This window comes from Collinsella sp. AM36-4AA, from assembly GCF_003467795.1.
GTDB lineage: Bacteria > Actinomycetota > Coriobacteriia > Coriobacteriales > Coriobacteriaceae > Collinsella.
This window is the reverse complement of sequence record NZ_QSHS01000002.1, coordinates 25,189-44,816: the sequence shown is the minus strand read 5'-3', so window position 1 is coordinate 44,816 and position 19,628 is coordinate 25,189. Positions and strand designations below refer to the sequence as shown.

Genomic DNA, 19,628 nt, shown 5'->3' with positions numbered 1-19,628 from the left:
ATGGCTCTTTCCGAATATAGTCTGCGGCTGCTGGGCGCCTATGCCGAGCAGCCGTTCCTTATGGCTCCCATGGCGGGCGTGACCGACCCTGCCTATCGCATCATGTGTCGCCGCCGCGGTGCCAACCTTGCCTACAGCGAGATGGTGAGCGTGGCAGGCCTTGCCTATGCCAGTAATAAGACGTGGCGCCTGGTGCTACCGGCCGACGAGGAGCAGCAGATTTGCGTGCAGCTCTTTGGCTCCAAGCCCGATCAGTTTGCGAGCGCCGTCGCCGCCGTCGAGGAGCGCGTTGGCGATCGCCTGTCGCTCATCGATATCAATATGGCATGTCCCGCCCGCAAGGTCGTTACCAAGGGCGAGGGCTCGGCGCTCATGCGCACGCCCGACCTGGCCGAGAAGATCGTCGAGGCCACGGTGGGCGCGGCGCACGTGCCCGTGACCGTCAAGATTCGCAAGGGCTTTTATGCCGAGGACCGCAATGCCGCGACATTTGCCCAGATGCTTGAGGGCGCAGGGGCTGCCGCAGTCGCCGTGCATGGTCGTTGCGCCACGCAGCTCTACACGGGCCAGGCCGATTGGTCTGTCGTCGATGAGGTTGCCGACGCTGTCGAGATTCCCGTGATCGGTTCGGGCGATGTGTTCTCGGCCGAGGACGCTGCCGAGCATCTGCAAGGCTCGGGTGCCAGAGCGGTGTTTATCGCGCGCGGCATCTACGGCAATCCGTGGGTGTTCGGCGATGCCCGAGCCCTTGCACTCGATGGCACGCCGGTTCCTTCTCGCTCCTCGGTTGAGCGCCTGGAGGCTCTGCGTGAGCACCTGACGTTGACGCACGAGCTTCTGCCGCTTATGTCGCGTGCCCGTACGTATGCAAGCTGGTACTTAAAGGGCATGCCCCATGCCGCCGCCTGGCGCGCTCAGGTGGTGCGCTGCTCCACGTACGAGGAGTTTATGGCGCTGGTCGATGATATCGAGCGCGACGTGGTGCTCTGTGAGGCCGCGCTTGCCGCTGGTGAGCCGGTGCCCGCTCATCCGCTGGAGGCTTAAGGGTGGCCATTACCGCGCTGTATGTGCATGTGCCGTTTTGCGCCCAAAAGTGCAGGTACTGCGACTTTGACTCGCGCAGTTTTCCCCCGTTCGACCTGGGCGCTGCGCTCGATGCCTATTTTGAACAGCTGTATGCACGCCTCGATGCCTATGGCGACGCCGGGGCGCTTGCACAGATCCGCACCGTCTATGTTGGCGGCGGCACGCCGTCGCTGGCGGGGGAGCGTCTGGTAGAACTCGCCCGGCGTATCTCTGCGAGGTGTAAGCCCGTTGAGTTTACCTGCGAGGCTAATCCAGAGTCGTTGACTCCACGGCTCGCTGCGGCGCTTGCCAGCGTAGGCGTCACGCGCATTTCTTTGGGAGTTCAGACCCTCGACAACGCCGAGCTTGCCTCGATCGGCCGTATCCACGATGCGGGTCGCGCCCTTGCGGCCATCGCCACGGTCAAGGATGCCGGGCTCGATGTGTCGTGCGACCTTATGTGCGGCCTTCCCGGGCAGACCGCTGTAAGCTGGCAGCGTACGCTCGATGGCGTGCTTGCGGCGGCCCCGCACCATGTGTCGGTCTATCCGCTCACGCTCGAGGAGGGCACGCCGCTTTACCGCATGGCGTGCCGTGACGAGTCGCTTGAGCCCGATGAGGATTTCCAAGCCGCATGCATGGACGTTGCGCGCGAGCGGCTGAGTTCGGCAGGCTACCATCCGTATGAGGTGGCAAGCTACGCGCTCGACTGCCATGAGTGTGCTCACAACATTGCCTATTGGACCGGACAAGGCTATCTGGGCTTGGGTCGTTCTGCCGCCGGTATGCTCGACGCCGGGGATTTCGATCGCTTGGCCGGGCTGTTTCCCGCCGTGCCCGCTCGCAGCGATGCGTATCGCGTGCGCTTGGTGCAACGCGACGATGCCGCTACGACGTTTGATGCCGAGTATCTGTCGCAGCGCGAGGCGGCAGCCGAGGATTTGATGCTTGCCTGCCGCATGACGCGTGGCATTGGGCCCGACTTGTTGGTTCGCTCGGCAAGCGTGATCGCTGCAGATGAGTTGGCGGCGGCCTGTGACCGTGCACTCGAGTTGGGCCTTGCCGCCTGGGTGCCCGATCATATTGAAGGACATGCGGGACGCGTCACCTCAAAAGACGTTATCGCAGGTCGCGTCCGTGCTCGTTTAGCGCCCACCCACTTGGGCTGGCTCGATGGAAATGTGCTGTTCGAGCTGTTTTGGGGTCTAGCCTAGGCCGCTCGGGTAGAATTACCGCAATATATACGCTGCTGTGAGCAGGAGGTTGCCGCGCATGGCGACGATGAACGAAAAAGATTACTACGAGATTTTGGGTGTCTCTAAGGACGCCACCTCGCGTGATATACAAAAAGCCTTCCAGCAAAAGGCCCGCAAGCTCCATCCGGACGTCAATAAAGAGCCGGATGCCGAGGAAAAGTTCAAAGAGGTTTCCGAGGCCTATGCCGTGCTTTCGGACGAGCAGAAGCGTGCGCGCTATGACGCCATGCGCTCGGGCAATCCCTTCGCCGGCGCTCCTGCGGCTTCTCCCTATGGCGGCGGCTACGCCGGTAGCGCGGGCTATGGCAATCCCTTTGAGGGCGGCTTTCCCTTTGGTGGCGCCTGGGGCCAGCCGCGTCGCGGGCAGGCTGCCTATAATCCCGAGAACGGCGCCAACGTGGTCGTCGATATTAAGCTCGACGCCAAGGAAGCCAAGGGTGGTGCCCGCAAGACCGTCCGCTATACGCGCTTCGATACCTGTGGTCACTGCGGAGGCTCGGGTTCTGTCTCCTCCGAGCATGCACATACCTGTCCGAGCTGCGGCGGTCGCGGCCACATCGACGTCGACCTGTCCTTCCTGTTTGGTGCCGGCACGTTTCAGTCGGTCTGCCCCGAGTGCGGCGGTTCCGGTAAGGTCGTCGCCGACCCCTGCCCCGATTGCGGCGGCAGCGGGCGAACCCGTGTGACCTCCGAGCAGACGATTGAGTTTCCTGCCGGTACGCACGATGGCGACGAGGTCCGTATTAGCGGTATGGGTCACGCCGGCACCAACGGTGCCTCGGGTGGCGATTTGGTCGGTCGCGCCCATGTTGAGGCCGAGCGCCTGGAAGGCAAGGCCCGTACCGGTTTTTACCTGATGGGCATCGTGGCGCCGTTTTTGGTGCTGTCGGCCATCTCGGGCGTGTTCTCGGCCTTTGCCGTGATGTGCTTTATTCCGTTTGCCATGGGCCTGTTCATGGTGCTCTCGGACGGCGTACTGCATCGCAGCCTGCTGTGGTGGAAGCGCGGCGCGATGCAGTTTGCCAATGGTTTTGCCAACGGATTTATGTTTGCGCTCGTGTCGGTTTGGTTTGCGAGCTGCTCGCAGCGTGCCATGCTTTCGCCCTACGCAATGCAATAACATCAAACCCTCTGTTTGCGGCCGGCCCAGCTTGGGTATAGGACGCACTGTGACAATAATGAAAGTCGGAAGGATTCGGTCGTGTCGGAAAATAGGGATTACTACGAGGTACTTGGCGTCGACAAGGATGCCGACGCGCGGACGATTAAACGCGCGTTTCTAAAGAAGGCCCGTACCGTACACCCGGACGTTTCGGACGACCCCGAGGCCGAGGCCAAGTTCAAGGAGCTCAACGAGGCGTATTCCGTTCTTTCCGATGAGCAGAAGCGTGCTAACTACGACCGTTACGGCACTGCCGACGGCCCCGGTGGCTCCGGCTACGTCGATATCAATGATATCTTTGGCGGCATGGGCATGGACGACCTCTTCTCCTCGTTCTTTGGCGGCGGTGCCAGCGGTGGCGCCCGAAATCGCCGTGAGCGTCGTCGCGGCCGCGATATGGCCATCTCCCTTTCGGTGACCCTTGAGGAGGCGGCGCTCGGTTGCAAAAAGACGATCAGCTATGACCGCCTTGCCCCCTGCGAGGATTGCAACGGCACCGGCAGGGCCGAGGGTGCACAGGAAAAGCAGTGCAGCCGCTGCCGCGGCACGGGCTATGTCACGACGGTCCAGCGTTCGTTCCTGGGCCAGGTTCAGTCCTCTTCGCCTTGCCCCGACTGCCACGGCGAGGGCACGGTTATCGACCATCCCTGCGAGACCTGTGACGGTCAGGGCCGCACGCCTTCGCACGAAAAGATCGACATCGATATTCCCGCCGGTGTTTCGACTGGTCGCCAGCTGCGCGTGAGTGGTTTTGGCGAGGCCGGCCTTCGCGGCGAGCCTTCGGGTGACCTGATTGTCAACGTGCGCGTTGCCGACCATGAGCGCTTTAAGCGCAACGGTGACGACCTGTACTTGGTGAGCGATATCTCGATTGCGCAGGCTGCGCTCGGCTGCGAGATCGAGGTCGAGGGCATTATGCCCGACGAGGTCGTTAAGGTGACGGTTCCCGCCGGCGCCCAGTACGGCGACACCGTGAGCGTCAATAATTACGGCATGCCGCGCATTGGCGGTGGCGGTTCGCGTGGCCGCCTGATCGTGCAACTGCGCGTGGTCGTTCCCACCAATCTTTCCAATAAGCAACGCGAGCTGCTCCGTGCTTTTGCCGATGAGATGGGCGATGACGTCGCTTCCGGTAAGAAGTCGGTGACCGACCGTATCAAGAGTGCCCTCGACGATATCCTCGATTAAGGAGCCCGCGTGCTCGCACCCCATATTTCCGTCGTCAACCTCGGCTGCCGTGTCAACCGGGTTGAGTCTGACCGTATCACTGCCGATCTTATGCGCCTGGGCTTTGCTATGGTGGAGCCCCAGGATGCCGATCTGATCGTCATTAACACCTGTGCCGTTACGGGCGAGGCCGAGGCCAAGACACGTAAGGCCGTCCGTCATGCGCTGGCCCATCCAAACGAGCCTTATGTGCTCGTGACCGGTTGCGTGGTCAATTTGCATCCCGAGGAGCTGTTGGAGCTTTCGGATCGCGTGATCGCCGAGCCGTCCAAGATCGATGTCGCCGAACGTGTCTGCGAGGTGCTGGGCGTTGAGTCCGATAGCGTTCCCGCCTGCAGCGATGGCGAGGTGGTCGATGCGCTCGGTCGCTCTCGCCTGGGCGTGAAGATCCAGGACGGCTGCAACCATCGCTGCACCTATTGCATTGTGTGGAAGGCGCGCGGCCCCGAGCGCTCCGTGCCCGTCGAGTCCGTGCTTGAACAAGTTCGCGAGGCCCAGGAGGCCGGCGTGCCCGAGGTGGTGCTGACCGGTGTGAACCTGGGTGCCTACGATGGCAAGAGCGCGACCGACGAGCATGTCGAAATCGATGAGCTGCTCGAGGCCATCATGGAGCGCACGACTATTGCGCATGTGCGCATTTCCTCGGTCGAGCCCATGGATATCTCTGAGCGCCTGCTTAAGGTTATGGCGCGCTATCCGCAGCGTATTGCCCCGTTTTTGCACCTGCCCGTGCAGTCCGGCTGTACGGCGACGCTGCATCGCATGGGTCGTCCCTATAGTGCCGAGGCCTTTGAGGACACGGTGCGCATGATTCGCGCCATCCTGCCGCAGGCGTCTCTTTCGTGCGACGTCATCGTCGGTTTTCCTGGTGAGACGGACGAGGAGTTCGAGGAGTCGCTGGCGCTGTGCCGCCGTGTGGGTTTCTCGCGTATGCACGTGTTCCGCTATAGCAAGCGTCCCGGTACCCTTGCTGCCGACATGCCCGACCAGGTGCCGCCCGAGGTTATGGCCGAGCGCAGCCGTCGTATGCGAGACACGGCGCAGGAGCTCGCTATTGCCGATGCTCGTCGTCGCGTGGGCACTGTCGAGCGTGCCGTGCTCGAGTATGGTGACAGCCTGACGCTCGGTTCGTTCCATCATGCCCGTCTTGACGATACCTGTGGACTTACAGCCCCGTGCCTGCTCGATGTTGCTATCATCGGAGTCGATGATTCCGGCTTGGTCCATGCGCGCAGGGAGGTCCATGGAAGCCTCGAAGATTAGACTTACCGTTCCCGAGGGAATTGATCCCTCGTGCGTTTTGGGCGCCGGCGACGGCGTCCTTCGTGCACTCGAGAGCTTGGTTCGCGCCCATGTGGTCGCCCGTGGCGATTGCATCGCCGTGAGCGGTGACCCGGACGAGGTCGAACTCGTGGCTCGCTTTTTCGAACATGCTTTTCGCGAGGCGGCGGCCGGTCGTACCCTGTCTGCCGACGATGTCTCTCGCTGCCTGGCCGTCTTGCGCGATGGTGAGCACGAGGCTACGTCGCTTCGCGATGACGTGCTGCTTTCGTATCGCGGTCGCGTCATTCGCCCCAAGACGCTCGGGCAAAAGCGCTATGTGGATGCCATTCGCTCGCATACCATCACCTTTGGCTTGGGTCCTGCCGGTACCGGTAAGACCTATCTGGCCATGGCGCTCGCCGTTGCCGCGCTCAAGCGCCATGAGGTGGGCCGTTTGATCTTGACGCGTCCTGTTGTCGAGGCGGGGGAGAACCTGGGCTTTTTGCCTGGCACCCTCGAGGAAAAGATCGATCCGTACATGCGTCCGCTCTACGACGCCCTTTTTGACATGATGGATCGCGAGCGCACCGATGAGCTTATGGAGCGCGGCGTGATCGAGATCGCCCCGCTTGCCTATATGCGCGGTCGTACGCTGAGCGATGCTTTCGTGGTGCTCGACGAGGCGCAAAATACTACGCCCGAGCAGATGAAGATGTTCCTGACACGCCTTGGATTCAACTCCAAGTTCGTGATTACCGGCGACCTCAGCCAGCGCGACCTGGTGGGTCGTCGTGGTGGCTTGGCGGATGTTGAGAAGATTTTGGGCCGTGTCGACGATGTGGCGTTTGCACACCTGGAGCGCGCCGACGTGGTGCGCCATGCCCTAGTGGGTCGTATCGTTGAGGCATATGATGCTTATGATGACGTGCGCGAGCAGCGCTCGCGCGACCGAAAGGAGTCCCGTTGAGTGTATTGATCAGCAACGATGCCGAGCTCGATACGCTGCTCGACGCGCAGGAGGTGGAGCACATCTGCGAGGTTGTGCTTGCCGCCGAGGGCGTTGAACGTGAAGTCGAGATTTCCCTTTCGTATGTCGACGAGGACGAGATGCACGAGCTCAACCACGAGTGGCGTGGCATCGACCGCACCACCGATGTGCTCTCGTTTGAATGCGACTCGGCCTTTGACGAGGATATTCCCGCCGACGAGACGCTCGAGCTCGGCGATATCATCTTGGCCCCGCAGGTCATTGCCCGTCAGGCCCCCGGCTTTGGCAATAGCCCTGCCGACGAGTGCCGCCTGATGCTCGTACACGGCATGCTACACCTGCTGGGGTATGACCATATCGAGGACGACGAGGCCGAGGTCATGGAGGCCCGCGAGGACGCTATCCTGCGCGATCTGGCGCTCGAGCGCGGCGAGGACCCCAAACTCGTTCACGTCGGCCCCATCACCAATCATGCCCACGACTAGGAGCCGCTTATGATTCCCGGATCGAACAAGGACCATCCGTCCTTTTTAAAGTCGTTCTCCTACGCCATGGAGGGCTTCGTCACCGCCGTCAAGACCGAGCGCAACATTAAGGTTATGCTCGTAGCGGGCGTGTGCACCATCATTGCCGGCTGCATCGTGGGGCTCGACATTGCCGAGTGGGCCACGATTATCATCTGCTGCGGCCTGGTGATTCACGGCGAGCTGTGCAATACCGCCATGGAGGCCATTGTCGATCTGGCGACCCAGGAGCTCCATCCGCTGGCAAAACGCGCCAAGGACATCGCCGCCGCCTCGGTATACGTACTTTCAATCACCGCCGCGATTGTGGGCTTGCTGGTATTTGCCCACGCGCTCGGCTTTATTTAGAAAGGGATTCCCTTGTCCGACAATATGCAGCCTATCGATGAAATTTTGGACGACGAGTCCCCGGATGCTAAGGCGACCGAGGCCTATGAGGAAGCCGAGGAGTTCGACCCGTTTGAGGGCATGAGCGACGAGGAACTCGACGCCCTGTGCGACGAGGACGACAGCCTCGCGGGCTTTGGCGACGTTGAGCCCGGTTTCCGCAGTGGCTTCGTGGCCTTGGTCGGCCGCCCCAACGCCGGTAAGTCAACGCTGCTCAACGCCTGCTATGGCAAAAAGGTCGCCATCACCTCGCCGGTGGCCCAGACGACCCGCCGTCGCATGCGCGCCGTCGTCAACCGCCCCGGCTACCAGCTGGTCTTTGTCGATACCCCGGGTATCCACAAGCCCAAGGACGGTCTTGGGTCCGAGCTCAACAAGAGCGCGCTGTTCGAGCTGAACGATGTCGATGTTGTCGCGTTTTTGATTGATGCCACTAAACCGATCGGCAGGGGAGACGCCTGGGTTGCCGAGCGTGTCAAGAATGCCCGTTCCAAGAAGGTCCTGGTGCTCACCAAGGCCGATGAAGCCGACCCCGCACAGGTCATGGAGCAGCTTAAGGCCGCCCACGAGCTTATGGAATATGACGACGAGATCGTGACGTCGTCGGTCAAGAACTTTAACGTCGATGCCTTCATCGAGACCGTTGCGCACTTTTTGCCCGAGGGTCCGCGTTGGTTCCCCGAGGACATGGGTACCGACGCTTCCGATGAGACGCTCGTTGCCGAGTTTGTGCGCGAGAAGGTCTTGCGCCGCACCCGTGATGAGATCCCGCACTCCGTGGGCGTGATTTGCGATGCGCTTGAGCAGACCAAGAAGGTGCTGCGCGTGCACGCCACCATTTACGTCGAGCGCGAGGGCCAAAAGGGCATCATCATCGGCAAGGGCGGCGAGATGATCAAACATATCGGCATCGACGCCCGTCGCGACCTTGAGCGCATCTTTGGCACCCAGGTCTTTTTGGAGCTGGACGTGAAGGTCAAGGCCGGCTGGCGTGACGACGAGGCCCAGATTCGCCGCTTTGGCTATAACGCCGAGGATTAGGGACACGCGGCGCGAATGGCAGGTTCTCGTACATATCGCACGAAAGTGCTCGTGCTCGATAAGACGAAGCTCAAAGAGACGGACCTGATCCTGACGATGCTTGACGAGCGGGGTCGGCAGGTTCGTGCCGTGGCAAAGGGCGCCCGCAAACCCGGCGGACGCCTGGCTGCGCGCTGCGAGATGTTCTGTACCGTTGATCTGCTGCTTGCGCATGGACGGTCGCTCGACGTGGTTTCCCAGGCCGAGCTTATGGAGGCGCCGCTCGGCGCTGCTCCCGATTACGAGATGACATGCGCCGCAAGCGCGATCGCCGAGGTCGCGCGCGTGTGCTCGTTCGAGGACGCCGAGGACCCGTTTACCTTTGCCATAACGCAGCGAGCGCTTGCCCTGGTGGGCAGCGGGCTCGACGCGGCGCATATGGATCTACTTGTGGCGGCATATGTCTTTAAGCTGCTGTCGCACGTTGGCTATCGACCCGATTTTTCGGCCTGCGTGCTGTGCGGAGACCCCATGCTGTCGTATTTTTCGCCCCAGGCGGGCGGTCTCATGTGCGGGTCGTGCGCGTCGAGCGTTCCGGGTGCCGAGCTGGTGTCGACCGGTGAGGTCGCGTGGCTGCGCGCCCTCATGTCCATGACCTTCGATGCGCTTATGGTCGAGAGGATCGACACGCATACGGCGGCGTTCTTGCTCGGGCTTTCGCATGTGTGGGCTGCGACGCACACCGATCAGCGCCTCCGTGCGATGGAATTCATGTTGGGTCGGTGATGATGCGCAGGCACGGGCTGCTTGTGGTAACATACCGACCTGTTGGTACCTCGACCTTGGTTGCTCGCTCCACCGGCGGCTTCCCAGTCCGAGGCGAATCGAGTCGCCCGTGGGCGACGCAAAACGAAAGGTGAAACAATGACTGTTTCCAAAGAGCGCAAGGCGGAGCTGACTGCCCAGTTCGGTAACACCCCGGTCGATACCGGCAACCCCAAGGTTCAGGTCGCCATCCTGACCGAGCGCATCAAGGAGCTGACCGAGCACATGAAGTCCCACCAGAAGGACTTCCACACCCGTCGTGGCCTGCTCATGCTCGTCGGCCGTCGTCGTCGTCTTCTCTCCTACATCAAGAAGAACGACATCGTCGAGTACCGTGAGCTCATCAAGGCTCTGGGCATCCGCGACAACATCCAGTAGGATTTGTACATGCTAAGAGCGTCCTGCGCAGCGGGGCGCTCTTTTTGTGTAAGGGCGTGAACAATCACGCTCTGAAGCGTGGCGGGGGCAGGGGGCCCGCGTCACATGAGAAGCCCGCAGGCAAGGGGCCTGTGGGGTAAAGGAGAACAATGACACTCGTATCCAAGACCTTTGAGCTGTACGGCAAGACCTACACCTTTGAGTCCGGCGAGCTTGCCAAGCAGGCCACCGGCGCCTGTCTGGTCAAGCAGGGCGACACCACGATGCTCGATACCGTGGTCGTCTCCAAGGAGCGTAAGAACTACGACTTCTTCCCGCTGACCGTCGACTTCAACGAGAAGATGTACGCCGCCGGCCGCATCCCGGGCGGCTACCTCAAGCGTGAGGGCCGTCCCAGCGAGAAGGCCACGCTCACGGCTCGTATGATCGACCGCCCGATCCGCCCGAGCTTCCCGGACGGCTTCCGCAACGAGGTGCACATCGTCGCCACCTCGCTCGTCGCCGACCAGGTTAACCCCTTCGACGTCATCAACGTCATGGGCGCTTCGCTGGCCATGACGCTCGGCGGCGTGCCCTTCGAGGGCCCGCTTGCCTGCGTGCGCATCGGCCGTAACGTGGAGACCGGCGAGTTTATCGTCAACCCCACCTATGAGGAGCGCGAGAACTCCGACCTGGACCTGGAGCTGGGTGGCTCTGCCGACTTCATCTCGATGGTCGAGGCCGGCGCCGAGGAGATCTCCGAGGACGACATGCTCGCCGCCATGAAGTTTGGCCAGGAGGCCCTCGCTGCCTTCTGCCAGGCCCAAGACGAGTTCGTCGCCGAGTGGGAGCAGGTCAACGGCGCCATCGTCAAGAAGGAGTACCCGCTCGACCAGCCCGTTGAGGAGGTTCAGGAGCGCATCTTCGCCCACTACGACGAGATGGCCGCTGCCCTGCGCGACGCCGACAAGCTTTCCCGCATCGGCAAGGTCGAGGCTCTGAAGGAGTCCATCCGCGCTGAGTTCACCGACGAGGAGCAGGCCGCCTGGGAGCGCGAGATCCCCGTGGCGCTTAAGAAGCTCGAGAAGAAGGCCATGCGCACCATGGTCGTCGAGACCGGCGAGCGTGTCGACGGCCGTGCCGCCGACGAGATCCGTCCCATCATGGTGAAGGACAACTACCTGCCGCTCGTTCACGGCTCCGGCCTGTTCCAGCGTGGCCAGACTCAGGTGCTCTCCGTCCTGTCGCTCGGCATGCTTAACGAGGGCCAGCGTCTGGATACCATCGAGCCCACCGAGGGCAAGCGCTATATGCACCACTACAACTTCCCGCCGTTTTGCACCGGCGAGACCGGCCGCATGGGCAGCCCCAAGCGCCGCGAGATCGGTCACGGCAACCTTGCCGAGCGCGCCCTGCTTCCGGTGCTCCCCGACGAGAACGAGTTCCCCTACGCTATCCGTGTGGTCTCCGAGGTCATGGAGTCCAACGGCTCCTCTTCGATGGCTTCGACCTGCGGCTCCACGCTCGCCCTTATGGACGGCGGCGTGCCCATTAAGCGCCCCGTCTCCGGTATCGCCATGGGTCTGATCCAGGAGGAGGGCAAGACCGTGGTCCTGTCCGACATCCAGGGTCTCGAGGACTTCCTGGGCGACATGGACTTTAAGGTCACCGGCACCACCGAGGGCATCACCGCCCTGCAGATGGACAACAAGGCCACCGGTCTTACCTTCGACATCCTGGCCCGCGCCCTGCAGCAGGCCAAGGAGGGTCGCGCCTTCATCCTGCAGAAGATGCTCGATGTGATCCCCGAGCCGCGCCACACCACGCGCAGCACCGCTCCGCGCATCGTCTCCATCCAGGTTCCGACCGACAAGATCCGCGACGTTATCGGTTCTGGTGGTAAGGTCATCCGCGGCATCCAGGACGAGACCGGTGCCTCGGTCGACATCCAGGAGGACGGCACCGTCTTTGTCGGCGGCACCGGCGAGTCCGTCGACCAGGCTGTCGAGCGCATCAAGCTCATCATCAAGGTTCCCGAGCCGGGCGAGGAGTACACCGGTCGCGTTGTCTCCATCCAGCCCTTCGGTGCCTTCGTGAACCTTCTGCCCGGTAAGGACGGCCTGCTCCACATCTCCCGCGTCGCCAAGGGCCGCGTGGAGAAGGTCGAGGACGTCCTCAACGTGGGCGACGAGGTCAAGGTCGTCGTCATCGAGGTCGACGACCGTGGCAAGATCTCGCTCGATCGTCTTGACAAGCCTGAGGCCCCGGCTCGCGCCGAGGGTGCCTCCGAGGGCGACGGCGAGCACTTCCAGCGTCGTGAGCGTCCGCGTCGCGAGCGCTCCGAGCGCAGCGACCGTCCGCGCCGTCCCGGTGACAACGGAGGCCGCAAGCCCCGCCGCCACCACGACGCCGAGTAACAGCCGTACATAACCAGCACCGCAAGGGCGACTCCGGACAGGGGTCGCCCTTTTGCTTGCGCCCGGGAGGGCCGCATATGAAGTTTCCTGCTCTACAGTCCTGCGCAAGATGGAAAGCACATTAAGTGCTTTCCTTTGCGTGCGGAACTCGCGATAAACTTCATATGCGGCCCTCCCGGGCGCAAGCAAAAGGACTGGTTAGTGCCGCTCGCTATTTAGTTAGACAGTCTATTCAGTAGTCAGATTTCAGATCTGTAGATAGCCGCAGCAGCATCTTCCCAGATAAAACCGACCAAAATAAACCTGTCCCTTTTTGGCAGGTTTCCCGTGGGGCGGGCACTGATGAAGTTTATCGCGAGTTCCGCACGCAAAGGAAAGCACTTAATGTGCTTTCCATCTTGCGCAGGACTGTAGAGCAGGAAACTTCATCAGTGCCCGCCCCACGGGAAACCGGCGGGATAGACCGGTTTGGATGGGGCTTTGATGCATGGGTGGTCTGTTGGTGGGCAAATGGGTATCATACTGTGGTTATTGCATCGACTCTGCGATGCATGTTTGTACGTTCCCGGCGGTCGGTTTGCCAGAAGCGCCCCGTCGGTTGTTCCGGACCCGTTTCGAAGAAAGGAAACCACACTTACCTATGGCAGCTAAAAAATCATCTCCCTTGAAGATCATCCCGCTTGGCGGCCTTGACGGCATCGGCAAGAACATGACGGTCTTCGAGTGCGGCGACGACATGGTGCTCGTCGACGCTGGCCTCATGTTCCCGGATGACTCCCAGCCCGGTATCGACCTGGTGCTTCCCGACTACACCTATGTTCTGGAGAACGAGGAGAAGCTCCGCGGTATCATCGTCACCCACGGCCACGAGGACCACACCGGTTCGCTTCCGTACCTGCTGCAGGACCTCAACAACAAGGTGCCCATCTTCTCGAGCAAGCTGACGCTCGGTTTTATCGAGGGCAAGCTCTCCGAGTTCCGCATTCGCGCGCCCAAGTTCCGCGAGGTCAAGGGCGGCAGCCATGTCAACCTCGGCGGCATCTCGCTCGACTTCTTCTCGATGACGCACTCCATCCCCGGCGCTCTGGGCGTGTTCATCCGCACCAATCAGGGCACCGTTATGCACACCGGCGACTTTAAGCTCGACCAGACGCCCATCGATGGCGTCACGCCCGACTACGCCGCTATCAGCCGCTTTGCCAAGCAGGGCATCGACCTGCTGCTTTCCGACTCCACCAATGCCACGGTTCCCGGCTTTACCAAGTCCGAGGCCGAGGTTGGTCCCAACCTGCTGCACGCCATCAAGAACGCCCCGGGTCGCGTGTTCGTCGCATCGTTCTCGAGCCACATCCATCGTTTGCAGCAGATCTGCGATGCCGCCCGCAAGTGCGGCCGTAAGGTCGTCGTGACCGGTCGCTCCATGCTCACTAACACCCGCGTGGCGCGCGAGCTGGGCTACCTCAACATCGATGACGCTGATATCATCGATGCCTTCGACATTGATAACCTGCCTGACGACAAGATTGTCGTCATGTGCACCGGTTCGCAGGGCGAGCCGCTGTCGGCCCTGTCCCGCATGGCCAATGGCGAGCACAAGACGCTCTCCATCCATGAGGGCGATACCGTTATCCTCTCGGCAACTCCTGTTCCCGGCAATGAGAAAGCCGTCCAGCAGGTCGTCAACAGCCTTGCCAAGCTCGGCTGCGACGTGTGGGATAAGAACCGCGCTCTCGTTCACGTCTCCGGTCACGGTAGCCAGGAGGAGCTCAAGCTCCTGATTGCCATGGCTAAGCCCACGTACTTTATGCCGGTTCACGGTGAGGCCGTGCATCTGCGCGCCCATGCCCAGCTGGCCCGTAAGATGGGTCTCAAGGACGATCATATCTTTATCCTCGATAACGGCGACACGCTCGAGATGCGCGGTGGTATCGTCAAGCGCGGTACGCCCGTCGAGTCCGGTGTCGTTTACGTCGACGGCCTGCGTATCGGCGATACCGACCCCATCGTCCTGCGCGATCGCCAGAAGCTCGCCAACGACGGTATGGTCACGGCCGTTGCCATCGTCTCCCTCAAACATAAGAAGATCGAGGCCATCGAGTTCTCGGGCCGCGGCGTTTCGTTTGCCATCGACGACCAGTTCTCCGAGGATGCCTCCGCGTCCATCATGAAGACGATCGAGAAGGGCAAGTTCAGCTTTACCAGCAGCGGTTCCGACGCCATTCGCAAGGCCGTGCGCGACTCGCTCTCCAACTTTATCTGGAGCCGTACGCGCACTCGCCCGATGATCATCCCGGTCGTCATGGAGGTTTAGTTTGGCGCGCGGATCTGCACAAAACGCCAAAGGCAATAAGGCCAACAACCAACCGGCATCTGCTAAGGGTGCCGGTTCCCATCTTCGTGCCAATAAGGGCCATGAGGCAGACTTCGACGATTTTGAGCCCTTGGTCGAGCCTTCGGCCAATCGCGATATCGCTGGTGTGGTCATCGCCGTTTTGGCGATCGCGTCCTTCATTGCCGTGATCTCTCCGGCAACAGCGCCCGTGACGGCTGCGGTTGCCGGTTTCTACCACCTGGGCTTTGGTCTGGGCGCCTACGTGCTGCCGATCGTCATCTTGCTGTTTGCCGCCACGCTCTTTTTGGGTGAGGACTCGCCGCTCAACGTGCGCTCTGTTGCGGGCGGCGCCTTGGTCTTTATCGCTGTCGTCTCCATTCTTTCGCTGATGGTGCCGGGCACGAGCGATTCGTGCGACCTTATGTTTACGCCGCAGAACCTTTCCGTGTCGGGCGGCTACATTGGTGCCTTTATCGCAAGTGCCTTGCAAAATGCCCTGGGTAAACCTATCGCCATGGTTGTCTTGCTGGGGCTTGTCGTCGTTGGTTTGGTCATTATCGGCTTTTCGGTGGGTGGCGTTTTGCGCTCCGCACGCGATCGCGCTGCCGATTTTGCCGAGCGTCGACGTGCCGATGTCAATGCGAGCCCGTGGGGCGATGAAGAGGCCCTGTCTGTTCCCGGCGTTGCTCGTCCGCACCTGAGCATTCTGCGCCAGAAGGGGACTGACGCCGCGGTGACCACGGTCATGGGTGGCGATGTCGACCCGGTTTTGGATGACGACGAGGACGATGACCCGTTTGTCGACGTATCCGAGTCGGTTGAAGCCGAGCGAGCCAAGACCACGCTGTTGCCGCGCCGCCATGCCAAGAAGGGCAAGTCTGCGCCTAAGCTCAATACGAGTGAGCCCGACCCGTCTTGGTCCGATAGCGAGATTGAGCTCACCGAGGGCGATGACGAGGACGACGAGGCTCCGATTGAGACCGCAAAGACAACTTTGCTGCCGCGTCGCCATGCAAAGCGCGGCCAGGTAACCGGCCAGCTTTCGATGGAAGACGACCCCGATAAGATCGACGAGTCCGAGCCGCCGTTTGCCGTGAATCCCGTCTCGGCCGCACCTCAGATTCCCGACTTCCTGAAGCATCCCAAGGTTGCCGATGCGCCTGCCACGAGTGCTATCGAATCGGCTGCGGCTCGTGATGGGGGAGTGGACGACGGCGCCGCAGATAACGAGGGCGAAGAGGAGGACGGCCTCAAGCTTCCGCCGCTCGAAATCCTGCATGCCAACCCACAGTCGGCTTCCGCCGCGTCTTCGGACAAGGAGCTGGAGCAGACCGCTGAGTCACTGCAATCCACCTTGCTTGAGTTTGGCCGCAGTGCCCGCGTGGTCGGCTGGATCGCCGGCCCCACGGTGACGACCTTTAAGCTGCAGCCCGGTGAGGGCGAGCGTGTGAGCAAAATCTCGAGCCTCGAGGACGATATCGCGCTTTCGCTCGCTGCCCAGTCGGTGCGTATCTTTGCCCCGATCCCCGGCACCTCGCTCGTGGGCATCGAGATTCCCAACCGCAAGCGCCAGAACGTCAATCTGGGCGACGTGCTGCCCTATGTGAAGGGCGGTCCGCTCGAGCTCGCCATCGGCCGCGACGCCGAGGGCACGCCGGTTGTTGCCGACCTCGCCAAGATGCCTCACCTGTTGATTGCCGGTACGACCGGTTCTGGTAAGTCGGTGATGATCAACTCCATCATCACGACCTTGCTCATGCGCGCCCTTCCCGAGGACGTTCGCCTGATTATGGTCGACCCCAAGCGCGTTGAGCTTGCGGGCTATAACGGTCTTCCGCATCTCTATGTGCCCGTGGTGACCGAGCCTAAGCAGGCCGCGAGCGCTCTGCAATGGGCTGTGTCCGAGATGGAGCGTCGCCTGAAGGTCTTCGAGCGTCTCAACGTGCGTAAGATCTCGACCTACAACGAAAAGCAGGCTGCTGGCGAGTTTGAGCATTACGACAACCCGCCGCAAAAGATGCCCTACCTGGTCATTATCATTGACGAGCTCTCTGACCTGATGATGGTCGCCGGTAAGGATGTCGAGGCCTCGATCGTGCGTATTGCACAGCTGGGCCGTGCCGCCGGTATTCACCTTATCGTTGCCACGCAGCGCCCCAGCTCCAACGTGGTGACGGGCCTTATCAAGGCCAACATCACCAACCGCATCGCCTTTAACGTCGCCACGGGCATCGACTCGCGCGTCATCATCGACCAGATGGGTGCCGAGAAGCTCACCGGTTTGGGCGACATGCTGTTCTCCAAGGTCGACTGGGGCAAGCCCCGCCGTATCCAGGGCTGCTTTGTCTCGGACGACGAAATCAACGAGATTGTCGAGTTCGTCAAGTCGCAGAGTGAGCCAGACTACCACGAGGAGATCCTGTCTGCCGTGGCGCCCGCTTCCATGTCCATGGCGGGTGGCGGAGGCATTGTCCGCACCGGAGTAGCCGAGCCGCAAGACGATGATCCACTCATTTGGGAAGCCGCCCATATTGTGGTGGAATCGCAGCTTGGCTCCACATCTGGCCTGCAACGTCGTCTGAAGGTTGGCTATGCGCGTGCCGGGCGTATTATGGACATGCTGGAAGAAAAGGGTGTCGTCGGCCCGCCCGACGGTTCCAAGCCGCGCGAGGTCCTGTTGGACGAGGAGGGGCTTGCCGCGCTGGAATCTGTCGATGCCGAGATGGCACGTGAAGATCGTGAGTTTGGAGGATTCTGATGGCTGCACGCTTTGGTGACATGCTGCTCGAGCAGCGTCGCCGAATGGGCCTTTCCATTCAGCAGGTCGCCAACACCATCAAAATCAGGCCGCAGATCATCGAGTTTTTCGAGACCGGTAACTTTGCTTCGATGCCGCCGCGCGGCTATGCGCAGGGCATGATTTCGAGCTATGCTCGTTTTTTGGGCCTCAATCCGCGCGAGGTCGTCAATGCCTACTTTGACGACCTGATGGCATACGAACGCGAGACGTCGCAGCAGGGCGGTCGTTTTCAGGACGCCGCCGGCTACGTCAATTCGCGTTCCTCTGTCGATAACGGGCGCTTCCTGATGGTTCAGGGTGGTCGCTCAACGCGTTATGGTCAGCGTCCGCAGCAGGCTGGCTATATTACCGAGACGGGGTCCAGTGAGGAAATCCGTTCTCAGCGCGATCGTTTCCGCAGCACGCCTATGCCCGACGATCGTGCGCTTCCCGCTGCCCGCGGTGTGGTGCGCGATCCCCGTGTCGGCTACGGAGATGGCGGCTATTCCGATCGTGGCTACCGTGGTGTCTCTGCCGGTCGTGCTCTCGGCGGCTATGCGGACGCCGATGCCACGCAGGTGACGCCGCGTCTTCGCTCTCAATCACAGCCGTATGGCCAGCGCTCTTCGGCTCCGCGTGCGGGCCAGCGTGGCTATCAAGGCCGCGGTGAACTTGCGCCCCGCTCGGGTCAGCGCAGCCTTCAGGGCCAGGGTGGCTATCGCGGCCGTTCCGACAGCAATCGTGGTCGTATGCCTCAGGGAGGCGGCCGCAGCAGTTCCAGTCGTGGACGCGGCGGTTCCCGTACTCCTCAAAACAACGGTCTCGATCCGCGTATCGTCTACGCCGGCATCGGTGCCGTGGCGTTGCTGCTGATCGTGCTCATCGTGGTACTTCTGCGCGGCTGCGCATCTTCGACGCCCGAGACCACGCCCGAGACGCCCACTGCTACCAAGACGACGCCCAAGAAGTCTTCTAAGAAGACCGAAACGGTCGACGAGGATGAGGACACCGATGAGGCGACGGATGAGTCGACCGATTCGGACGCCACCAAGACGACGGCTAAAAAGGAAGAAAACGAGGTAACGAAGGTCAAGGTCTCCGTTGCCAAGGGAAAGACCGCCTGGATTGAGGTCAAGGTCGATGGCAAGTCGGTCTATGGCGCCCAGGCGACTGGCCCCTTTGAGCAGGAGTACACGCCTGAGTCCTCGATCGAGATCACCACGTCCAAGCCTTCCGATGTCACCGTTACCAAGAACGGCGAAAAGGTCCGTTACGATACCAAGACCTCGGGCGTGGCGCGTGTGACGATCACCGTTCCCAAGAAGGAGACGACTGGTTCCGAGAATGGTGAAAGTTCTGATGGTACCGACACCACCGATGGTACCGACACCACCGACGGCACCGATGCCCAGTCCACGGATGGCGCCGATACCGCAACTGATGACCAGACGCCCACCGATTCTACCGACTATTCGTACGATAGCTACTAAGCCGCTCGTACGCGAAAGGAAACATCATGGCTAAAGATTCCAGCTTCGACGTCGTGTCCGAGGTCAACATGCAAGAGGTCGACAACGCCTTCCAGCAAACCACGCGCGAGATTTCCCAGCGCTATGACCTGAAGGATTCCGGCGCCACGATCGAGCTTTCGAAGGGCGACAAGCTCTTTACGATCAACGCCCCGGCCGACTTTGTCTCCAAGCAGATTATCGAGGTGCTGAGCTCCAAGCTCATCAAGCGCGGCATCGACCTCAAGGCTGTCTCGTGGGATGCCCCGCAGGCGGCATCGGGCGGCACCGTGCGCGTGCTCGGCCATATCGTCGAGGGTATCGACCAGGCGACCGCCAAGAAGATCAACAAGGACATCAAGGACCAAAAGCTCAAGGTCAAGGTGACTATCGAGGCCGACAAGCTGCGTGTTTCCTCTGCTTCGAAGGACGCGTTGCAGACCGTGATCCAGTTCCTGCGCGACCAGGACTACGGCCAGCCGCTGCAGTTCACCAACTACCGCTAATATCATACGAAA

General features: G+C 61.4%; 16 protein-coding genes. All 16 read left to right on the top strand.

The window, feature by feature from the left end; translation table 11 throughout:
• Nucleotides 1–1,044: a tRNA dihydrouridine synthase DusB gene (dusB, locus tag DW850_RS01425; protein WP_117786045.1), complete on the top strand. Its 1,044-nt coding sequence runs from the start codon at nucleotides 1–3 to the stop codon at nucleotides 1,042–1,044.
• Nucleotides 1,045–1,046: 2 nt separating this feature from the next.
• Complete coding sequence (locus DW850_RS01420) at nucleotides 1,047–2,279, top strand: coproporphyrinogen-III oxidase family protein (protein ID WP_117786044.1); 1,233 nt, start codon at nucleotides 1,047–1,049, stop codon at nucleotides 2,277–2,279.
• Between the two features lie 58 nt (nucleotides 2,280–2,337).
• A complete protein-coding gene (locus DW850_RS01415) occupies nucleotides 2,338–3,441 on the top strand; it encodes a DnaJ domain-containing protein (protein ID WP_199575467.1) in 1,104 nt (367 codons plus the stop codon).
• A gap of 81 nt (nucleotides 3,442–3,522) precedes the next feature.
• Nucleotides 3,523–4,671: a molecular chaperone DnaJ gene (dnaJ, locus tag DW850_RS01410; RefSeq protein WP_117786043.1), complete on the top strand. Its 1,149-nt coding sequence runs from the start codon at nucleotides 3,523–3,525 to the stop codon at nucleotides 4,669–4,671.
• 9 nt (nucleotides 4,672–4,680) lie between these two features.
• On the top strand, nucleotides 4,681–5,973 hold the full coding sequence (locus DW850_RS01405; RefSeq protein WP_117786042.1) for a MiaB/RimO family radical SAM methylthiotransferase: 1,293 nt from the start codon (nucleotides 4,681–4,683) through the stop codon (nucleotides 5,971–5,973).
• Nucleotides 5,954–6,940, top strand: a complete 987-nt coding sequence (locus DW850_RS01400; protein WP_117786041.1) for a PhoH family protein — start codon at nucleotides 5,954–5,956, stop codon at nucleotides 6,938–6,940. Before DW850_RS01405 ends, DW850_RS01400 begins: the two co-directional genes overlap by 20 nt.
• Nucleotides 6,937–7,446: an rRNA maturation RNase YbeY gene (gene ybeY / locus DW850_RS01395; RefSeq protein ID WP_117564282.1), complete on the top strand. Its 510-nt coding sequence runs from the start codon at nucleotides 6,937–6,939 to the stop codon at nucleotides 7,444–7,446. The genes DW850_RS01400 and ybeY overlap by 4 nt, the downstream gene beginning before the upstream one ends.
• A gap of 9 nt (nucleotides 7,447–7,455) precedes the next feature.
• Nucleotides 7,456–7,833: a diacylglycerol kinase family protein gene (locus tag DW850_RS01390; RefSeq protein WP_117635248.1), complete on the top strand. Its 378-nt coding sequence runs from the start codon at nucleotides 7,456–7,458 to the stop codon at nucleotides 7,831–7,833.
• Between the two features lie 12 nt (nucleotides 7,834–7,845).
• Nucleotides 7,846–8,913, top strand: coding sequence for a GTPase Era (era, locus tag DW850_RS01385; RefSeq protein WP_199575460.1), 1,068 nt, complete (start codon nucleotides 7,846–7,848; stop codon nucleotides 8,911–8,913).
• 15 nt (nucleotides 8,914–8,928) lie between these two features.
• Nucleotides 8,929–9,678, top strand: coding sequence for a DNA repair protein RecO (gene recO, locus DW850_RS01380; RefSeq protein WP_117786040.1), 750 nt, complete (start codon nucleotides 8,929–8,931; stop codon nucleotides 9,676–9,678).
• Between the two features lie 138 nt (nucleotides 9,679–9,816).
• Complete coding sequence (gene rpsO / locus DW850_RS01375) at nucleotides 9,817–10,095, top strand: 30S ribosomal protein S15 (RefSeq protein WP_099431792.1); 279 nt, start codon at nucleotides 9,817–9,819, stop codon at nucleotides 10,093–10,095.
• 149 nt (nucleotides 10,096–10,244) lie between these two features.
• Nucleotides 10,245–12,491: a polyribonucleotide nucleotidyltransferase gene (locus DW850_RS01370; RefSeq protein ID WP_022094703.1), complete on the top strand. Its 2,247-nt coding sequence runs from the start codon at nucleotides 10,245–10,247 to the stop codon at nucleotides 12,489–12,491.
• Nucleotides 12,492–13,131: 640 nt separating this feature from the next.
• Nucleotides 13,132–14,802 (top strand): ribonuclease J, encoded by a 1,671-nt coding sequence (locus tag DW850_RS01365; protein WP_117786039.1) that lies wholly within the window; start codon nucleotides 13,132–13,134, stop codon nucleotides 14,800–14,802.
• Between the two features lies 1 nt (nucleotide 14,803).
• On the top strand, nucleotides 14,804–17,581 hold the full coding sequence (locus tag DW850_RS01360; protein WP_233540583.1) for a DNA translocase FtsK: 2,778 nt from the start codon (nucleotides 14,804–14,806) through the stop codon (nucleotides 17,579–17,581).
• Nucleotides 17,581–19,092: a RodZ family helix-turn-helix domain-containing protein gene (locus DW850_RS01355; RefSeq protein WP_117786038.1), complete on the top strand. Its 1,512-nt coding sequence runs from the start codon at nucleotides 17,581–17,583 to the stop codon at nucleotides 19,090–19,092. The genes DW850_RS01360 and DW850_RS01355 overlap by 1 nt, the downstream gene beginning before the upstream one ends.
• Before the next feature lie 26 nt (nucleotides 19,093–19,118).
• Nucleotides 19,119–19,616 carry a YajQ family cyclic di-GMP-binding protein gene (locus DW850_RS01350; protein ID WP_117736852.1) on the top strand — a complete coding sequence of 166 codons (498 nt, stop codon included), beginning with the start codon at nucleotides 19,119–19,121 and terminating at the stop codon, nucleotides 19,614–19,616.
• The last annotated feature ends 12 nt before the right edge of the window (nucleotides 19,617–19,628 follow it).